The organism is Paenibacillus sp. P32E (genome assembly GCF_001909085.1).
In the GTDB taxonomy this organism is placed as follows: domain Bacteria; phylum Bacillota; class Bacilli; order Paenibacillales; family Paenibacillaceae; genus Paenibacillus_AQ; species Paenibacillus_AQ helianthi.
Genome location: NZ_LVYY01000076.1, coordinates 119,645 through 135,438, shown reverse-complemented (window position 1 = coordinate 135,438; position 15,794 = coordinate 119,645). Strand labels below are relative to the sequence as shown.

The following is a 15,794-nucleotide window of genomic DNA, read 5'->3' as shown; positions in this document are numbered from 1 at the left end:
GACTTCCGGCGGCGCACAGCTTTTCCACCTGTTCATGTCCAAGTGTATTCATAGTCGTCCCAAAATATCACTTCTCCCATGGCTTCTCCTTTTGCGCAAATGTGTCAAAGTATGGCATCATAGAGAGAGTACTTTATTATCAGGCGACAGGAGAACATGATCATGGCATTAGACGGCATAGTAACCAGAGCGATCGTGCACGAGCTTCAATCCTTTATCGGTGCACGTATCGGCAAAATATATCAACCCAGTACACACGATCTAATCTTCATCCTCCGTGGCTCCGGGGGTGGCGGTAAGCTGCTGCTCTCTGCCAATCCTACTTATCCGCGGGTTCATCTGACCGACAGAAACAGCATTAATCCGGCGGAAGCGCCGATGTTCTGCATGCTGATGCGCAAACACTGTGAAGGCGGAACCATCGAGAGCATCAGTCAAGTTGGGTTGGAGCGCATCATTCATATCCAGGTAAGGACCCGGGATGAGCTCGGAGATGTATCGGCCAAAAAAATCATCATCGAGCTGATGGGCCGGCACAGCAATATCATTCTTACCGATCTTGCAACAGGCACCATTATCGACGGTATTCATCACGTTACTCCGACAATCAGCAGCTACCGGAATGTTATGCCCGGTATCGCCTATATTGAGCCGCCGCAGCAGCATAAGCTGAATCCTTTGGTAATCGGCCAAGAGGCATTTATAAGTCTCGCAGCAGCTGCTGAGCAGGATGCGCTGACAGCTGGCTCCGGTGAAGAGCAGGAGCCAGAAGAGATGATTGAGGGTGAGCTCGCCGACCTCTTGAAGTCGATGGAGGAGCCCAAGGCGGACGGCTCCGGCGGTCCAGCGCCTTCAGCCGACCCTATCCAATGGATCGTGCATGCCTTCAGCGGCATCAGTCCGCTAATTGCCGGAGAGATTGTGCGGCAGAGCGGTGTAACCGGACCTGGTTCAGCAGCCGACTCCGCAGGTAGTACATCTGTCGTTTCACCCGAGTCGGATGAACATTGGACGGAAGAGATGACGTCATTATGGAGATCTTTTGACAAAGTGCTTGCGCCGGTACGGGTAGACAGCTTTTCTCCGATGTCAGGAGCAAACGCCAAAGGCAAGCCTGTCTTCTCGGCCATTGCACTTACACTTGAGGATGAGCATCTGAAGCATTACAGCTCCATCAGCGCTTGCCTGGAGGATTATTACGGAGATAAAGCCGAGCGAGATACAGTGAAGCAGCGGGTTAGTGACCTGATCCGTTTCCTGAGCAATGAACGGAGCAAAAACGTCAAGAAGCTAGCCAATCTGCAAAAAGACCTGGACGAAGCCCAGGATGCCGATCAATTCCGGATCTGGGGTGAGCTGCTGTTCGCTTCATTACATGCTGTCTCCAAAGGCGACAAGCAAGCTACACTTGTGAATTATTACGATGAGGACCAGGCCGAAATCACCATCCCGCTAGATCCGCTGCTCACTCCTTCAGACAATGCACAGCGGTATTTCAAGAAATACAACAAATACAAGAACAGCCTGCTGGTGATCAACGAACAGCTGCTCAAAACCCATGAGGAAATTGCTTACATGGAAACACTGCTGCAGCAACTGGCCCATGCTTCATTGAATGACATCGAGGAAATCCGCGATGAGCTAGTGGGTCAGGGCTACCTGCGCGACCGCAGCAAAAAGGGTAAAAAGAAGAAAAAAGCCACCCGCCCTACTCTGCAGGTGTTCACTTCTTCGGAAGGCGTGGAAATCTATGTCGGTAAAAACAATCTTCAAAACGAATATGTCACCAACCGTCTGGCTTCGGCCAATGATACCTGGCTGCACACCAAGGACATTCCCGGCTCTCATGTGGTGATCCGCAGCGAGTCGTTTGGAGATGCTACGCTTGAGGAAGCCGCGCAACTGGCTGCTTATTTCAGCCAAGCCAAACAATCGAGCAGTGTCCCTGTGGACTGTACACTCATCCGTCATGTCCGCAAGCCCAGCGGGGCCAAGCCCGGCTTCGTGATCTACGATCATCAAAAGACCCTATTCGTCACTCCTGATGAGGAACGGATCAAGAGTCTGCCGAATACGCTCAAGAATTAAGGCATACTACGCATTGCTGCTGTAACTCTGGACTGCATTCTTAAACATAAAGAACCACCAGCCAAAAGACAGATGTCATTGGCTGGTGGTTCTTTATATATCACGAAAGCGGGAACGGCACGAAGGGAGTCGCTAAGAACGGCATTTCTGCCGTTGCTTTGCTCAGTCGGCGTATTCCAGACCACGGACCACTTCCCATGCGCAATACAGCTTCACTTTACCTAAGATCCGGATGACTCACCCTTCAGCCGCTCCAGCACCGCGACCGGCACCGAAACGCTGCCAATCTCTCCATGGAACACAACCCCTTGGCGCGCACCGTGGAAATCCGAACCGCCAGTGACCAGGAGTCCGTATTCTTCAGCGAGCGCGAGGTAACGTTCTTCATCGGCAGCGCCGTGATCTGAATGGTAAACCTCAATGCCGCGCAGCGCACTGCGTTCAATAATACCGCGGACCAGTTCATCATCCCCGTAGATTCCTGGATGGGCAAGTACCGCTGCTCCACCTGCTTCAGCAATCCATTCGCATGCCAGCTCCGGCGTGATGCGCGGCGGTGACACATAAGCCGCTGCGCCTTCAGCCAGATACTTGTCGAACGCATCACGCATATCCGAAGCCGCCCCGAGACGCACCAATGCGTCGGCAATATGCGGACGGCCCACGCTCTCGTCGGGCTTCAGCTCCCGTCCAATGCCTGCGGTAACTTGGTCCAGCGTAATGTCGATGCCCAGTCCCTGCAGCTTCGCAATGATCGCCTCATTCCGCTGTGCGCGGGTATCTCTTTGCTCCGCAAGCCTGGACAGAAACAGTTCCTGCTGTGTATCCATGTAATAGCCCAGTACATGAATCTCTTTCCCGCCGGCTCGCGTACTGATTTCGACACCGGGAACGACAGTAATGCCGTATTTCCGCCCGGCCTCAAGGGCTTCAGCGACTCCGGCCACCGTATCGTGATCTGTAATTGCTACTGCTGCCAGCCCCTTTTCATAGGCCAATCTTACATTCTCAGCCGGAGGCTGCATTCCGTCCGAAGATAATGTATGGGTATGCAGATCGGCTCTGCCTGAGAAACCGCTGCCCGTCTGTTCTTTTAATTGGCTGTTCCTATGCTCCTGCCCCATTATCTTACCTGCCCTTCAAGTCTATTGGCTCCTTGCTGCTTCCCATTCCTCACGAAGAATCCCCATCTTAATGGCATCGTAGTACTCACCTCGCACAATCCGCGCCTTGCGTACCCGCGCCTCTTCGATCATGCCGCATTTCGCGGCCAACCCCATCATCCGGATATTGCCCGACCATGTGCCTATTCCAAGCCGGACCGTATCCATGGCCTCAAAAAGATATTCCATCCACATCCGGAATGCCTCGGTCCCATATCCGCCTGACCAAAAACGCGAATCAAACAGAACAATTCCGATTTCAAACCAGTTCGTCTCCTTCGACACCCAATATCTGCCTACCGTTCCTTTGAGTTCGCCGTCAATATCAATCACCAGACGGCTGCGGGGCTCGTCGGTATATACCAGAGCCAAGGTCTCGGTAAATTTCGGCGCGAACGTTTCATAGCTTTCCCATTCCTGCATCCCATAAGGACCATTCCAGAGCAGATGCTCCCTGTCCTCGGCTTCATATTCATAATAATAAATGGTGCGGATGTCCTCTTCCGTCAGATCCCTCAGCGTAACTTTTTCTCCCTGCAGTACAATGGTCATACGTATCCTCCGCTCGATAATTTCAGCATATCGATTCCCATAATACCCCAAATATGCGGATGAGCGTATGTACAAATTGATTATACTGTTTACTGATCTCCTGCATGGTCACGCAAAAACGTCAGAAACGTCACCGCCGAAATAGGCAGCAGCGTCGATTTGAGATGGATCGCATAAAACTGTCTTTTGAACGAGGCATCCGTAATGTTGACAATCTTCAGCAATCCCAGCGCCACTTCATGTTTAACCGAGGAGGTAGAAATAATGGTGAGTCCGAGCCCTGCTTCCACCGCCGACTTCACGGCTCCTGTACTTCCCAGCTCCATCACCACTCGCATCGCCCCCGGATCCAGTCCCTTGGCCAGCAATTGTTCTTCCATGACCCGGCGGGTCCCTGAGCCCTGTTCACGAAGTACAAACGGATGCTGCAGCGCTTCCGCAAGCGTGACTTCATCTTTCTCCGCCAGCGGGTGCTCCCGGGGTACGATTAGCTTCAGTTCATCTCCCATAACCGGTTCAATGACCATATCCGGATGGGTGACCGGCGCCTCGATCAGGCCGAAATTCAGCTGATGTTTGTGAATCTCCTCCAGCAGCTGAGAGGTATTCATTACCTTCATCATAATGGAGATGTGAGGATAGGCTTTGCCAAACGGACCCAAAAGGCGCGGCAGCACGTACTCTCCAATGGTCAGGCTTGCTCCCAGCAGCAGACGTCCCTCCAGCATATGGGTAAACGCCGACATCGCCTGGTCCGTCTCCCGCATCAGCTGAATGCTGCGCAGCGCGAACGGCAGCAGCGTGCGGCCGGCCTCCGAGAGGATTATTTTTTTACTGGAACGGTCGAAGAGCTTGGCTCCGAAGTAATCCTCCAGCGCCTGAACCTGCATAGTCACTGCGGGCTGTGTCATGTGAAGCGTCTGTGCCGCGGCAGAGAAACTTCCTCTCTCGGAAACGGTATAAAAAATATGCAGCTGATGAAAATTCATGCTCAGGACTCCTTCTATTATAAAAAACTCAAGTGGAAACGGCTTCGCCGCCCTTTTAAGGGACGGAATCCGTTTCAGCGAGAAATATAAGGATGATTTATAGCGTGAAACATATAAATTCTTATATTTTCAAAAAAAAACATGCAGCCTTCCGCCGCATGCCTTCTCTGTAACTGTGCGCTCGTTATCTGCGTCTGCGGCGCTTCTTCACCAGCTTTATGCGGCGGGAATGGCGCAGCCATGAAAAGTAGGCTCTCAGATCCCGCAGCTGGGGAGTCGATGAAATATTGCCGAGAAACGTAACCACAATCATCACATACAGCGGATCTCCGGAGATCGTGGTGGCCCCTTCCAGTTCCTTGAACTGAACCACCATTGATGTGTCATTGTCGATCAAATAAGCGTGATATTCTCTCTGTGAATACGGCCTTACCCGGTTCTGCTTCACGCATTGCCATATCCACGCGCCAATATCCATGTCCTTGCCGTCTTCCTTACTGATCCGGTCGGTATAACGGCTTTTCGCATGCGGTGTTATAACAATATCGGCCACACTGTATTCATTCAGCATGATGTGAAAGGGCTCGTACACCCCCCACGTTTCCATCCCCTTGACATGCATAATCATCACACTCCACTGAAAGGGTCTTGGCATGCTCTTATTGTTGTCAATATTACCGCATTGACGTTTGTTGTTCAAGCATATCACCCTTACAGTCTATAGTGCCCAAGGTTCAGCAGGTTTTACTTACAGAGCGATCCCTGTCATCGACATAGCTGCTGCCTTTGATCATTTTGCATTTTTTCTTGAGTCTTGCCGCCTCCCCGGAGAGGTCTTCGATGGAATCGAATGGACGGTAACGGTTAGTAACAACGGCTATTGAGATCGAAACCAGCGGAATTTCTTCCACAACGCCTGATCGGCCCTCGGTCAGCACATAATGCTGTGCCAAATGACCTGGATGATAAAACCCTTGCATCACCTTATCAAATTCCTCCATAATGGTCCGGCAATATTCCTCGTAATGATAATCATCAATGAAAATAATAAAGTCATCCCCGCCGATATGACCCAAAAACCCTTCCAGCCGCAAGGTGCAATGCTTGAGAATCTCCGCGGTGGCCTGAATCATCCGGTCGCCTTCCTTAAACCCGTAAGTATCGTTATACGCCTTGAAATGATCCAGATCTATGTACAGAACACTGAACTGCTCCTGCAGCAGCGATTTCACCATCCACTCATTTATGCTCAGATTCCCCGGCAGACCGGTCAGTGGGTTCAAAAAGCTCGCGGCCACCGCCTGGATCTCGGCAAAATTAAGCAGTAAATCCCTTACGCTTACCGCTCCAAATAGTGCCCCTTCATGGGTGACCAGCACGTAATCATAGAGATGCTCTTCACTTCTGTCCATCGCCAGCCGGCTGACCTCGGTAATCGGTGTTTTGTAATCTACAACCAGCGGTGAACCGTCCATGATCAGTCCGACGGAGCGGCCCATATACAGGGTGAAGCCATAGAGTGTACCGATCTGCTGATAAAAGCGAATCCTCATGATCAATGCGACCGCTTGCCCGCCCTCCGTCACTGCCACACCCTGGAGCTGAGGATTGCTCTTAAAGATATGGTCTACATACGCGCATTTCTGGTGAGGGGAGATCTCTGGAATTTGTTCAGCAATTTCACCGATCTGAAGAAACATGCTTATAGCCTCCTCTAACTGGAACTTGTGGGGAATCCGCTGGAAAAGCACCCCGCACCGGCCGGTGTCCGGGCCTGCCAAGCGCATAGCCTTGTCCGAATTCAATGCCGGCCATTTGCAAATACAGCAGTTCTTCTTCCGTTTCGATACCTTCAGCAATGACCCGGGTAGCGGATCGATAGGCATATTCACTGATTAGCTCCAATAGCTCCTGCTGCTCCCGGTTGCCGTGGATGCCACGGATCAGGGATTTGTCCAGCTTGATGAACTCCGGCTTCAGATAGACCAGTGTCTTGAGGCTGTTATAGCCGGAGCCGGCATCGTCCACAGCAATTCGGAAGCCCTGCTCACGGTAATGTGACAGCACTTTCTCGAATCCTACATAATCCTGGACTGCCTGCCGCTCGGTTAATTCAAATACAACCCGCTCCGGGGAGAGATTCAGCTCCTGCAGGAGACTGAGCGTTTCACCGCTTTTATGCCGGACATCGTTCAAGACTCCCGGGTGTACGTTGATAAATACAAGCGTGTCGGTCTTTGCTCCTCCTTCCGGCAGCCGTTCCATATAACGCGATAGCGAAATCCGCCGGCAATAGTGCTCGAATCTGAACATCTGATCCGTACGGCCGGCAAATTCATAGAAATGCTCCGTGGTCGGAAATTGCGTAGAGTTGGGCGGCCTGTTCAGTACCTCATGACCCATCGTCAGCCCGCTTCTCAGCTGCAGAATCGGTTGGAAAAAGGTATCCAGCCGCCCATGATTCATAATATCCAACAGGGCCGACAGCCTTCTCAGCTCCTTCACCTCGTTATGCAGCCTGCCGTTGATGTGCTGAAGATACTGGGGAATTGCCGATAGTTTTTGGGTTATTGCCATTCGTTTCGTCATTAGGTCACCTGTTTGTTTTCTCTCGTGAATTTTGTCACTCTCTTCCCAGCATATAGCGGAAGTATTAAGCAGCGATAAAAAGTACAAGGCAAAACAGAGGCATTTCGACAATTCCCACGGCTTCGTCCATAAAAAAGCTGCCCTGATTTGGGCAGTTCAGGAATTAGATCCCGTTCATTCTGTTTACTGAACCAGACCAACCCCGCTCTTTTTTTGTTTCAGCATGCTGGCGATCAGACTGCCTATATGAGCACCCGCTTCCACGGGAGGTGTCCCGCCTTGATGAATATTGGAGATGACCATCCGATCCGAATCAGTCATTCCGGCACACGGTCTATAACAGAGATAGGCACTCATCGAATGGGAGGTAATCAGCCCCGGCCGTTCACCGATCAGGAGCACGATTGTCTCCGGATGGAGAATATCTCCAATGGCATTCATAATTCCCACCCGCCCATTCCTTACAAAAAAAGGAGTCCCTGCCTTCAGACCCTGCACCTGCAGCGAATCCAGTAGCGCCGGAATCAAATCACCCGCATTATGCTCAATAGCACCGGCACTGAGCCCGTCCGAGACCACAAGCTGCACTTGAGGGGATGGAATACAACGCTGGAGGAGCTGCTGTATGCTGTGATCCGGCAGGAGCCGGCCCAGATCCGGTCTCCTTAAATATAGCTCTTGGTCGACCGCTCCGGAATCCACTATGAAAAGCCCCAGCTCTGCAAGCAGGTCGGTGCTAACGCTGCCGTACACTGAATCAACTGCAGCCGCATGATCATATCGCAGCTTCAGCAGTTCACGGGTGGTCGGCCGCGTGCCCGCTCTGCCCGTGCCAATTCTGGCGGGCGTCGCCTGCTTCAGCTCCTGCATTCTGTCTTCATCTCGAAAGGGCATATTTTTCCCTCCTGAACGTTTGGTTAGCTATACTTTTTTTGAGACCATTCCACCTACATCAATCTCGTCGGGTCACCGGCAAGCGCGGTCAGCCGCCCGTCCTGCAGAATGCCCATGCTCTCTGCCCACGCCGCGAATTCAGCGCCGGGCTGCAAGCGCAGCAGTTCCCTGAGAGTAGCTATATCATGAAAGCTGGTTGACTGGTAATTCAACATACAGTCGTCCGCCATGGGCACCCCGATGATGAAATTCACCCCTGCGGCAGCCAGCAGGACAGCAAGATTATCCATATCATTCTGGTCTGCCCGCATATGGTTGGTGTAACAGACATCCACACCCATCGGCAGCCCCTGGATTTTACCCATGAAATGATCCTCCAGGCCTGCTCTTATCACCTGTTTGCTGTCATATAAATATTCCGGGCCTATGAACCCAACTACGGTATTCAGCATAAAGGGCTTGAAGCGCTTCGCCAGCCCGTAGCAGCGGGACTCCAGCGTTACCTGGTCAATACCATGATGGGCCCCTGCAGACAGCTCGGAACCCTGGCCGGTTTCAAAATACCAGCGGTTCTCACCCTTCGCCGTTCCCGACTCCTGAATCAGCTGATCTGCTTCCTCCAGTAGCCGCAGGTTAATGCCAAATGAATCATTGCCGCTCTGCGTACCCGCAAGACTCTGGAAGATCAGATCCGCTGGCGCGCCCTTTTCAATGGCTCTCATCTGGGTGGTGACATGGGCGAGCACACTGTTTTGAGTCGGAATGTTCCAGCGATGGATGACCTCCATCGTCTCATGGAACAGCCGGAGGATGTTGTCGGTTGTATCGATGACCGGATTAATCCCAATCACCGTATCCCCAACACCGTAGCTCAGCGCTTCATAGATTGAAGCCTTCATGCCTTTAGGATCATCTGTCGGATGGTTGGGCTGTGCCCGGCTCCCCAGTCTTCCTCTGCCCCCAAGAACCGTATTGCAGCGGGTGATAACCTCGCACTTGGCGGCGGCTTGAATCAGATCCAGGTTGGACATGAGCTTTGCAGCCGCCGCTACCATCTCACTGTTCAATCCTTTGCTGATGTCCTGAACCCCGGCCGAATCTTGGGACAGCAGCTGATCTCGGAGATCCCCCACTGTCCAGTGGCGAATGCGCTGATATGCCTGTTCATCTACGCCTTCTTCGATGACTCTTGAGATTTCATCCTCTTCTGGAGGGAGCATAGGGTGGCTGCGGATATCGGCCAGTGTCAGATCCGCAAGCAGCAGCTTGGCCGCTATCCGTTCTTTGGCATGCTCCGCTCCAAGTCCAGCCAGTATATCCCCTGACCTCTCCTCATTGGCTGCAGCGAACAGCTGCTTCAAATCGCGGAAGCCATAGCTCTCCCCTTGTAGCGAGATCGTCAATTTCATCGGCTTCAATCCCTTTCTTTGTTTTTTCCCTCATGAATGAAAAACAAGGGTTTTTACAGCTAGCGGAATATATCCTTCACCTACAGGCTCACCGATGTCCACATAATCCCCATGCCGGGCCGCAACCTGATCCAGGCATACACAAGGCAGGTTCCCGCCCGTTATCAGATGGATACAATTCCCCAGCGCTTTTGCGATATCATTCTCACAAATGATAACAGCCATTTCCAGCTGATAATGAATAGCCGAGGCAGCTGCAGCTTCGGCAATCCGGCGGATCAGCGGATAGGTACAGACAGAGAGATGCGGAACAATTACTGCGAACTTGCACGCCTCTATTCCTGCACCCCCATATTTTTGTTTCCCTTCCGCAAAAGCTTCTTTTACTCCGAGCTCTATCGCGGTTAGCTCTTCACCAAGCTGGTCATGCCATGTCACACGCACTAGAGGTAGGTTCCTCAGCGGGAGCAGCATCCGGTCCGCGAACACGGTTGAGCCGCTTAGCATTGCCGTGTGGACTCCAGCCCCTATAACGGTAGCCCGTTGCGCTTCTGGCGCAGCCTGTAGTTTTACAGGATAACGGATTCCGGCGATACGCAAAGCCGAGGCCAGCAGCGGTCCGATATCTCCGAATCTGGCGGCTTCAGCGAGGTTTGGCGGTGACTCCTGCTCCATAAGCGCTCCTACACCACCGGATATCCAGATCTCAGCAATCTCCGTTTCAGAGCGTACCTTTCTGCTGTCAGGATTTCCGTAGATGAGTGGATATTTGCTCCAGTCCACAGTCTCTTGAATCCCCTCCAGCAGCATTTCACTCCATCGTTCAGCAAGTTGCCGGAGCTGGCCAATCTCAGCCACCTCTCCCTCCCGTAACATCGTGAAACCCGCAGATTTCAGCCAATGCAGGACAGGAGGGGAAATCCGTGTGATGCTCCCGTCCTTTTCCAGCATGATCAAACGGCCCCCGATATGGAAATTGAGCATTCGAATACAGCTCCCGCCTTCGAAAAAAGCAGCATTGGCTGTCCCGCCACCGATATCCACATTGACTACCTGTCCCTTTACGTGCAGGGAACGGGCTTCTGCCCCAGATCCCCTGCCTGCCAGCACTGCTTCCAAATCCCCGCCCGCCTGTGCAACAACGAATTCTCCTGCACTTGCAGCAAGGCTATGCAATACCACATCCGCCTGCTGCTTAAACGCTGTTTCCCCGGTAATGATAACAGCACCCGTATGAATATCATCAGGTAAAAGACCTGCATTGCTATACTCGCTGGCCAGAATCCGCTCTAATTGCCCAAGATCTATCTGCGAATCTCCAATCAGCGGTGTTCGATGCATCCGGCTTTCATAGAACACATTTCGTTCGGTAATATGAAACTGCGGAAGGCTGGACAAGCCGGATTGCCGCTCTATTTTCAAACGGCTGAACACACATTTTGTCGTACTGGTTCCAATGTCAATGCCTGCGCTTGTGAGCCATTCTTCATTCTGCATGTTCCTTGGGTTCTCCCTCCTGCTTCAATCCCTCTCTGACTTTCAGATCTACCTGTTCCTATGTAAATTATGCAAAAAAGCAGATGCCGCCCTGGCACCTGCTCATTCTCAAAGATCAGAACCTACAATCCATAATAACGGGTCTTGTCCGGTCCGTTGCTGGTATATTCTGTCTTCAGTTCATTTCGGTAGGATCTTTCAATCTTGCGCACGTAGGAGAGTCTGCGGACGTTCTTCATGACTTCCTCGGCTCGTTCCGCGTTCACATACATCACGGCGTAATGCATCTTCCTGGATACATAATGCAAAGTCCCGTATTTCTCCAGATTCCGTGCCGCCTTAACGTCACTAACCCATACAATATATCCTGTTCGTTCCGCAAACATCAGCTATTCGCCTCACTTTCTGTTCCCCTGATCAGAAGCCTATCTATCCGCAGGAGCAGCTGCCGCCGCTGCCGCATCCTCCGCCTTTGGGAGACGGGTCATTGCTTGGAACCTTAATGCTCTCCGATACCGAATAAGCAATGGTTTCTGACATGGAATGAAGCATATCATCAAGGTTTTTCTCTGCCTGCTTGAAGCGGGCAACCTCTTCGAACTGCTCAAGCTCCTGCTCTACCACTGTAACCTCATCCTTGGCTGAATGATAGTTAGGATGAAAATGTCCAAACCGCTGTGTCTCCTCAAACAGCTCTTTCTTCCCCTGCAGCCGCTTGACCATGGCCTGGATTTCCGGGCTGGCATCCACCCGTCCTTTCCAGTATAAGTAATCCGACACTTCGGCGGATTGATTAATCATATCACCTAATTCATAGGCGTATGTCAGCACTTCGGCCATATCGACCGTATTCAATTCCGCTACGCTCATGAACTTCAACTCGTTTCTGCGTTAATGTTCTACTGCATACCGTAGACTCTCCTATCATACCATACCCGCTAGCCTAAGCAGAAGAGGAATTTCTCCGCAATTTGGGAATGATGAGCTGCATTTCCTGCCAATCGTCCGCGCCCAGCCGCATCTCCTCCACACTATCCGAATCCACGGAAAGCAGCACACCTTTTACTTCCCAAGGATTGCGGCTGATCCGTACAGGGATGAATTCACAGTCTTGTCCCTTATGGGTCAAACGGACCTTAATCCCCCATTCCAAAGCCTGCTCCATTACTTTTTGGGCAGTCGTAACATGATACTTGCGCCATTGCTTCATCCACATTTGCGGAACAGACTCGAGACCAGTAAGTATCGCCTCCTCTGCCGCATGCGGATTGAAAGGCACTCTTGGCAGTTCCGGGGCGCTTACAAGCAGACCGCGTTCTGTACCATCGACGGAAAAGACAGCTGCAGAAGACAGGTTCTCCCTACTCCCGCTGACTAACGGCCAATCCTTCCCGGGCTTTTCTTCCTGTCCTGCTATCCTCTTGGCTGGAGCCATTCCTGCTGCCCCCAGTTCCTTTCGTACTAGCTCGATATCTTCCGCACGGACGATAAAATGCAATGGCCCTAAGCGGGACAGAATTCCAGCCACACGGGGATGGGCAGCGATATCATTTCCGTCTGCCTCGGAACGGCAAGACAGCAGGATTACCTCTGAGAGCTCTGTTCTGCCGATTCCTTTGCCCCACTGCACCAAAGACTGCTCCACCTGGTCCGGCAGTCCGCCCTTTGCATGCTTTGCCAGCCAGCTAATCACATTTTGCGGTGACAGCCCCTGCTCTGCTGCAGATTCCAGCTTGTTCCGGGTCAGCCGGTAGCTCCATAGATCATCACTATGCAGTAGTTCTGCACAAGCTGCGAGCATCCAGCGCTGACTGTAAGGACACTCTGGAGGAACCAGCACCTCAAAATCCGGTTGCACGATGAAACCGGGAGATGCCGAAACCGGCCGTTTTCCAGCTTGCTGCACTAAGGTCTCCTGATCCCTTTTTTTCTCAGCTCCGATCTCTTGTGCTGGAATACCGCTGCTGGGGCTGGAGAACGAAGCAGGCTCGCCCGGATGGATCTCTGGTCTGGCCGCCGTCCAGCGGAAACAAGCTGATCCGTCATCCAGACTTCCCAGCTCACACCAGCCGAATCCGGCCAGCGCTCTGAGCCAATTCCGTGCAGAAGCCTCCAGCGTTTCCATGGATTGTCCTAGGGCCAGTCCCATTTCAGACATCCAGGCCAGAATATCCCGAATCATAAACCACTGGCCTGAATAATACCCGGATGAGGAAATGATATAGCGGAAATGCTGCTCTGCAGGCCCCGGGAGGCCGTAACGGTTCAATATCACTCCGTACAGCAGATTCGACATTTGTATGCCTGAAAGCTGCAGCCAGTTTTCCAGCATACCTGTGTCCAGAAGATACGCCGAATCTGTGCGGCGGACAAGCCCCAGGCATAGCAGGAGATCGAGCATAACCATGACCGGAAGCGGGAACGGATACAACGCTAGCTGATCCGGCGGGAACAGACCCTTCAACTGTTCCTCCGGCAGAGTAAGCGTGTCGGCCAGACGACTGATATTTTTTTTATGGACGGCTCCTTTGGCAGTAACCGGAAGCCCTTCACTGGCGATGAACACCAGCGTTCGAAACCATTGTCCAGCGAGCTCCGGTCCGGCCTCCGCTTCAATTACCGCCACCCTTCCTGCTGCCCGGACAGGTGAACCGGGGAACAGCTTCTGTAGAAAAAAAGGGAGGTACTGCCCGGGAATTTGATACAGCCGCTCCCCCCATAATTTCTGCCGAAGCTCCAGCACACCCGCCTCCCGCAGTTCCAGAAGAGCCAGATGCAGTTCTACCCGGCACAGTGACACTGGAGACAGTTGCTCTGCCTGAGCTTCTGTAAACCGTTGCGCGGCGTAGTTTTTGATGATTTGGTGGAGCACCAGTAATGCTTCCCTAGATAACCCCATCATAGGATGATCTCCTCCTGCTGCTCCGTCTGGACAGCATATTCATAGCCCTGCTCGGTCAGAAACAGACGGCGGCGTAAAGCAAAATCCTGTTCCCTGCTGTCTCCCGACACGAGTGTATAAAAGTAGGCCTTGTTCTCACCCGGCTTCGGCCGCAAAATACGCCCTAGGCGCTGGGCCTCCTCCTGCCGGGAACCGTAGGCACCAGACACCTCAATGCCCACCGAAGCATCCGGAAGATTCACGGCAAAGTTCGCTACCTTGGATACAACCAGAAGCCGCAATCTTCCCTCTCTAAAGGCAGAATACAACTCGCCCCGCTCGCGCTGAGGCGTTTTCCCGGTAATCAACGGCGCTTCCAGGCTTTCCGCCAAGTTCCTAAGCTGATCCAGGTATTGCCCGATGACCAGCACGGATTCATCAGGATGTGTGCTAACAATTCTCGCCACAGCCGCAATCTTCGCCGGATTCCCTGCAGCGATCCGGAACTTCTCTCTTTCTCCGGCATACAGATACTTGAGCCTTAACTCATCAGGCATAGGCACAACGACTTCTATGCAGTCTACAGCCGCTATCCATCCCTGCTTCTCCAGCACCTTCCAGGGCATTTCATAGCATTTAGGGCCGATAAGAGAAAATACATCCGTTTCACGCCCATCCTCCCTGACTAATGTTGCGGTCAGTCCAAGCCGCCTGGTGGCCTGGATATCTGCTGTAGCTCTGAACACCGGAGCGGGAAGCAGGTGCACTTCGTCGTAAATAATCAGTCCCCAATTCCGCTGCGTAAACAGATTCATATGAACAAAAGATCCTCCTTTGGATCGCCGGTGCGTCATCATTTGATATGTCGTCACCGTAACCGGCCGGACCTCTCTTTTCACGCCGCTATATTCGCCTACAGATTCTTCATCCAGACCGGTTCTCGTCAGCAGCTCTTCCCGCCACTGCGTCACTGAGGTAGCGCTTGAAGTGAGAATCAGCGTCTCGCATTGGAGACTCTCCAGCACCGCCAGACCCACAATCGTCTTACCTGCACCGCAGGGCAGAACAACAACACCGCTCCCGCCCATTCCCTCGAACCTGCGGACCGCTGCGTCCTGATAGTCACGCAAACCAAAAGCATCCCAAACGGCAGCCGTTCCACTCCCGGCAGGTTCCTTCCATGGCACATGTAGTGCCTGACCGTCCCGATATCCTGCATAATCAAGAACCGGGAACCCCATCCTCGTCAGTTCCTGCTTCAGCAGACCCCGTTGTTCTGCCGGACATTGGTATTCCAATGGAGCCGTTCTTACCAGACCGACCTCAACCAAGCTTGCTTGTTCTGCCAATTCGTCCAGCAGCCCAGGGGTGTCAGCGCGCAGGATCATCAGCGAAAGATCGGCCGAATCAGCATAGAGCTGCAGTCTTCCGTAACGGGATACCAGAAGTTTGACTTCTTCCTCCAGGCCTGCGGGAATCCCCGAGCGCGATAGCAGACTCAGACTCTGTATTATTTCTTCCGCAGTCTTGCCTGCAGCCGCCGCATTCCAAAGTGACAAAGGGGTAATCCGGTAAGTGTGATAGGCAGGGAGACTCTTCACAAGCTCGCAATAATCGGCCAAGTCCGTTCTTGCCGCCTCAAAACCGGGATGTCCGCATTCCAGCAGCAGGGTCCGGTCCTTACGGACGATGCACGCTCCTATTCCGCTTCCTTTCATCCAAAACCCTCCAA

Annotated in this window: 14 protein-coding genes; 1 reads left to right on the top strand and 13 read right to left on the bottom strand. The window is 52.6% G+C overall.

Annotation, left to right across the window (positions count from 1 at the left end; all coding sequences use genetic code 11):
* The first annotated feature begins 162 nt into the window (after positions 1–162).
* Complete coding sequence (locus tag A3848_RS29445) at positions 163–2,088, top strand: Rqc2 family fibronectin-binding protein (protein ID WP_074088589.1); 1,926 nt, start codon at positions 163–165, stop codon at positions 2,086–2,088.
* Positions 2,089–2,309: 221 nt separating this feature from the next.
* Here A3848_RS29445 and A3848_RS29440 read toward each other — a convergent pair whose 3' ends face one another.
* The 13 genes from A3848_RS29440 to A3848_RS29380 form a co-directional block, all read right to left on the bottom strand.
* Positions 2,310–3,212, bottom strand: coding sequence for a PHP domain-containing protein (locus tag A3848_RS29440; protein WP_074088588.1), 903 nt, complete (start codon positions 3,210–3,212; stop codon positions 2,310–2,312).
* Positions 3,213–3,233: 21 nt separating this feature from the next.
* Entirely contained in the window at positions 3,234–3,803 is a 570-nt protein-coding gene (locus tag A3848_RS29435) for a GNAT family N-acetyltransferase (RefSeq protein ID WP_074088587.1), read from the bottom strand.
* Between the two features lie 89 nt (positions 3,804–3,892).
* Positions 3,893–4,792: a LysR family transcriptional regulator gene (locus tag A3848_RS29430; protein ID WP_074088586.1), complete on the bottom strand. Its 900-nt coding sequence runs from the start codon at positions 4,790–4,792 to the stop codon at positions 3,893–3,895.
* A 184-nt stretch (positions 4,793–4,976) separates the two neighbouring features.
* Positions 4,977–5,492, bottom strand: a complete 516-nt coding sequence (locus A3848_RS29425; protein WP_305953453.1) for a hypothetical protein — start codon at positions 5,490–5,492, stop codon at positions 4,977–4,979.
* 34 nt (positions 5,493–5,526) lie between these two features.
* Positions 5,527–6,492: a GGDEF domain-containing protein gene (locus tag A3848_RS29420; RefSeq protein ID WP_074088584.1), complete on the bottom strand. Its 966-nt coding sequence runs from the start codon at positions 6,490–6,492 to the stop codon at positions 5,527–5,529.
* On the bottom strand, positions 6,473–7,369 hold the full coding sequence (locus A3848_RS29415; RefSeq protein ID WP_256701683.1) for an EAL domain-containing protein: 897 nt from the start codon (positions 7,367–7,369) through the stop codon (positions 6,473–6,475). Before A3848_RS29415 ends, A3848_RS29420 begins: the two co-directional genes overlap by 20 nt.
* Positions 7,370–7,564: 195 nt before the next feature.
* Positions 7,565–8,275: an ethanolamine ammonia-lyase subunit EutC gene (gene eutC, locus A3848_RS29410; protein WP_074088582.1), complete on the bottom strand. Its 711-nt coding sequence runs from the start codon at positions 8,273–8,275 to the stop codon at positions 7,565–7,567.
* Positions 8,276–8,328: 53 nt separating this feature from the next.
* Entirely contained in the window at positions 8,329–9,684 is a 1,356-nt protein-coding gene (gene eutB, locus A3848_RS29405; protein ID WP_074088581.1) for an ethanolamine ammonia-lyase subunit EutB, read from the bottom strand.
* Between the two features lie 30 nt (positions 9,685–9,714).
* Entirely contained in the window at positions 9,715–11,181 is a 1,467-nt protein-coding gene (locus A3848_RS29400; protein WP_074088580.1) for an ethanolamine ammonia-lyase reactivating factor EutA, read from the bottom strand.
* Between the two features lie 122 nt (positions 11,182–11,303).
* Positions 11,304–11,567, bottom strand: a complete 264-nt coding sequence (locus tag A3848_RS29395; RefSeq protein WP_074088579.1) for a YlbG family protein — start codon at positions 11,565–11,567, stop codon at positions 11,304–11,306.
* Between the two features lie 43 nt (positions 11,568–11,610).
* Positions 11,611–12,051, bottom strand: a complete 441-nt coding sequence (locus tag A3848_RS29390) for a YlbF/YmcA family competence regulator (RefSeq protein ID WP_074088578.1) — start codon at positions 12,049–12,051, stop codon at positions 11,611–11,613.
* Between the two features lie 73 nt (positions 12,052–12,124).
* Positions 12,125–14,083 (bottom strand): helicase-associated domain-containing protein, encoded by a 1,959-nt coding sequence (locus A3848_RS29385; protein WP_074088577.1) that lies wholly within the window; start codon positions 14,081–14,083, stop codon positions 12,125–12,127.
* Positions 14,080–15,780, bottom strand: a complete 1,701-nt coding sequence (locus A3848_RS29380; RefSeq protein ID WP_074088576.1) for a DNA repair helicase XPB — start codon at positions 15,778–15,780, stop codon at positions 14,080–14,082. Before A3848_RS29380 ends, A3848_RS29385 begins: the two co-directional genes overlap by 4 nt.
* Between the last annotated feature and the right edge of the window lie 14 nt (positions 15,781–15,794).

Coding starts and splice junctions, on each gene's coding strand:
- A3848_RS29445 (WP_074088589.1), top strand. CDS start 163: ATGGCATTAGACGGCATAGTAACCAGAGCGATCGTGCACGAGCTTCAA.
- A3848_RS29440 (WP_074088588.1), bottom strand. CDS start 3,212: ATGGGGCAGGAGCATAGGAACAGCCAATTAAAAGAACAGACGGGCAGC.
- A3848_RS29435 (WP_074088587.1), bottom strand. CDS start 3,803: ATGACCATTGTACTGCAGGGAGAAAAAGTTACGCTGAGGGATCTGACG.
- A3848_RS29430 (WP_074088586.1), bottom strand. CDS start 4,792: ATGAATTTTCATCAGCTGCATATTTTTTATACCGTTTCCGAGAGAGGA.
- A3848_RS29420 (WP_074088584.1), bottom strand. CDS start 6,492: ATGTTTCTTCAGATCGGTGAAATTGCTGAACAAATTCCAGAGATCTCC.
- A3848_RS29415 (WP_256701683.1), bottom strand. CDS start 7,369: ATGGCAATAACCCAAAAACTATCGGCAATTCCCCAGTATCTTCAGCAC.
- eutC (WP_074088582.1), bottom strand. CDS start 8,275: ATGCCCTTTCGAGATGAAGACAGAATGCAGGAGCTGAAGCAGGCGACG.
- eutB (WP_074088581.1), bottom strand. CDS start 9,684: ATGAAATTGACGATCTCGCTACAAGGGGAGAGCTATGGCTTCCGCGAT.
- A3848_RS29400 (WP_074088580.1), bottom strand. CDS start 11,181: ATGCAGAATGAAGAATGGCTCACAAGCGCAGGCATTGACATTGGAACC.
- A3848_RS29395 (WP_074088579.1), bottom strand. CDS start 11,567: ATGTTTGCGGAACGAACAGGATATATTGTATGGGTTAGTGACGTTAAG.
- A3848_RS29390 (WP_074088578.1), bottom strand. CDS start 12,051: ATGAGCGTAGCGGAATTGAATACGGTCGATATGGCCGAAGTGCTGACA.
- A3848_RS29385 (WP_074088577.1), bottom strand. CDS start 14,083: ATGATGGGGTTATCTAGGGAAGCATTACTGGTGCTCCACCAAATCATC.
- A3848_RS29380 (WP_074088576.1), bottom strand. CDS start 15,780: ATGAAAGGAAGCGGAATAGGAGCGTGCATCGTCCGTAAGGACCGGACC.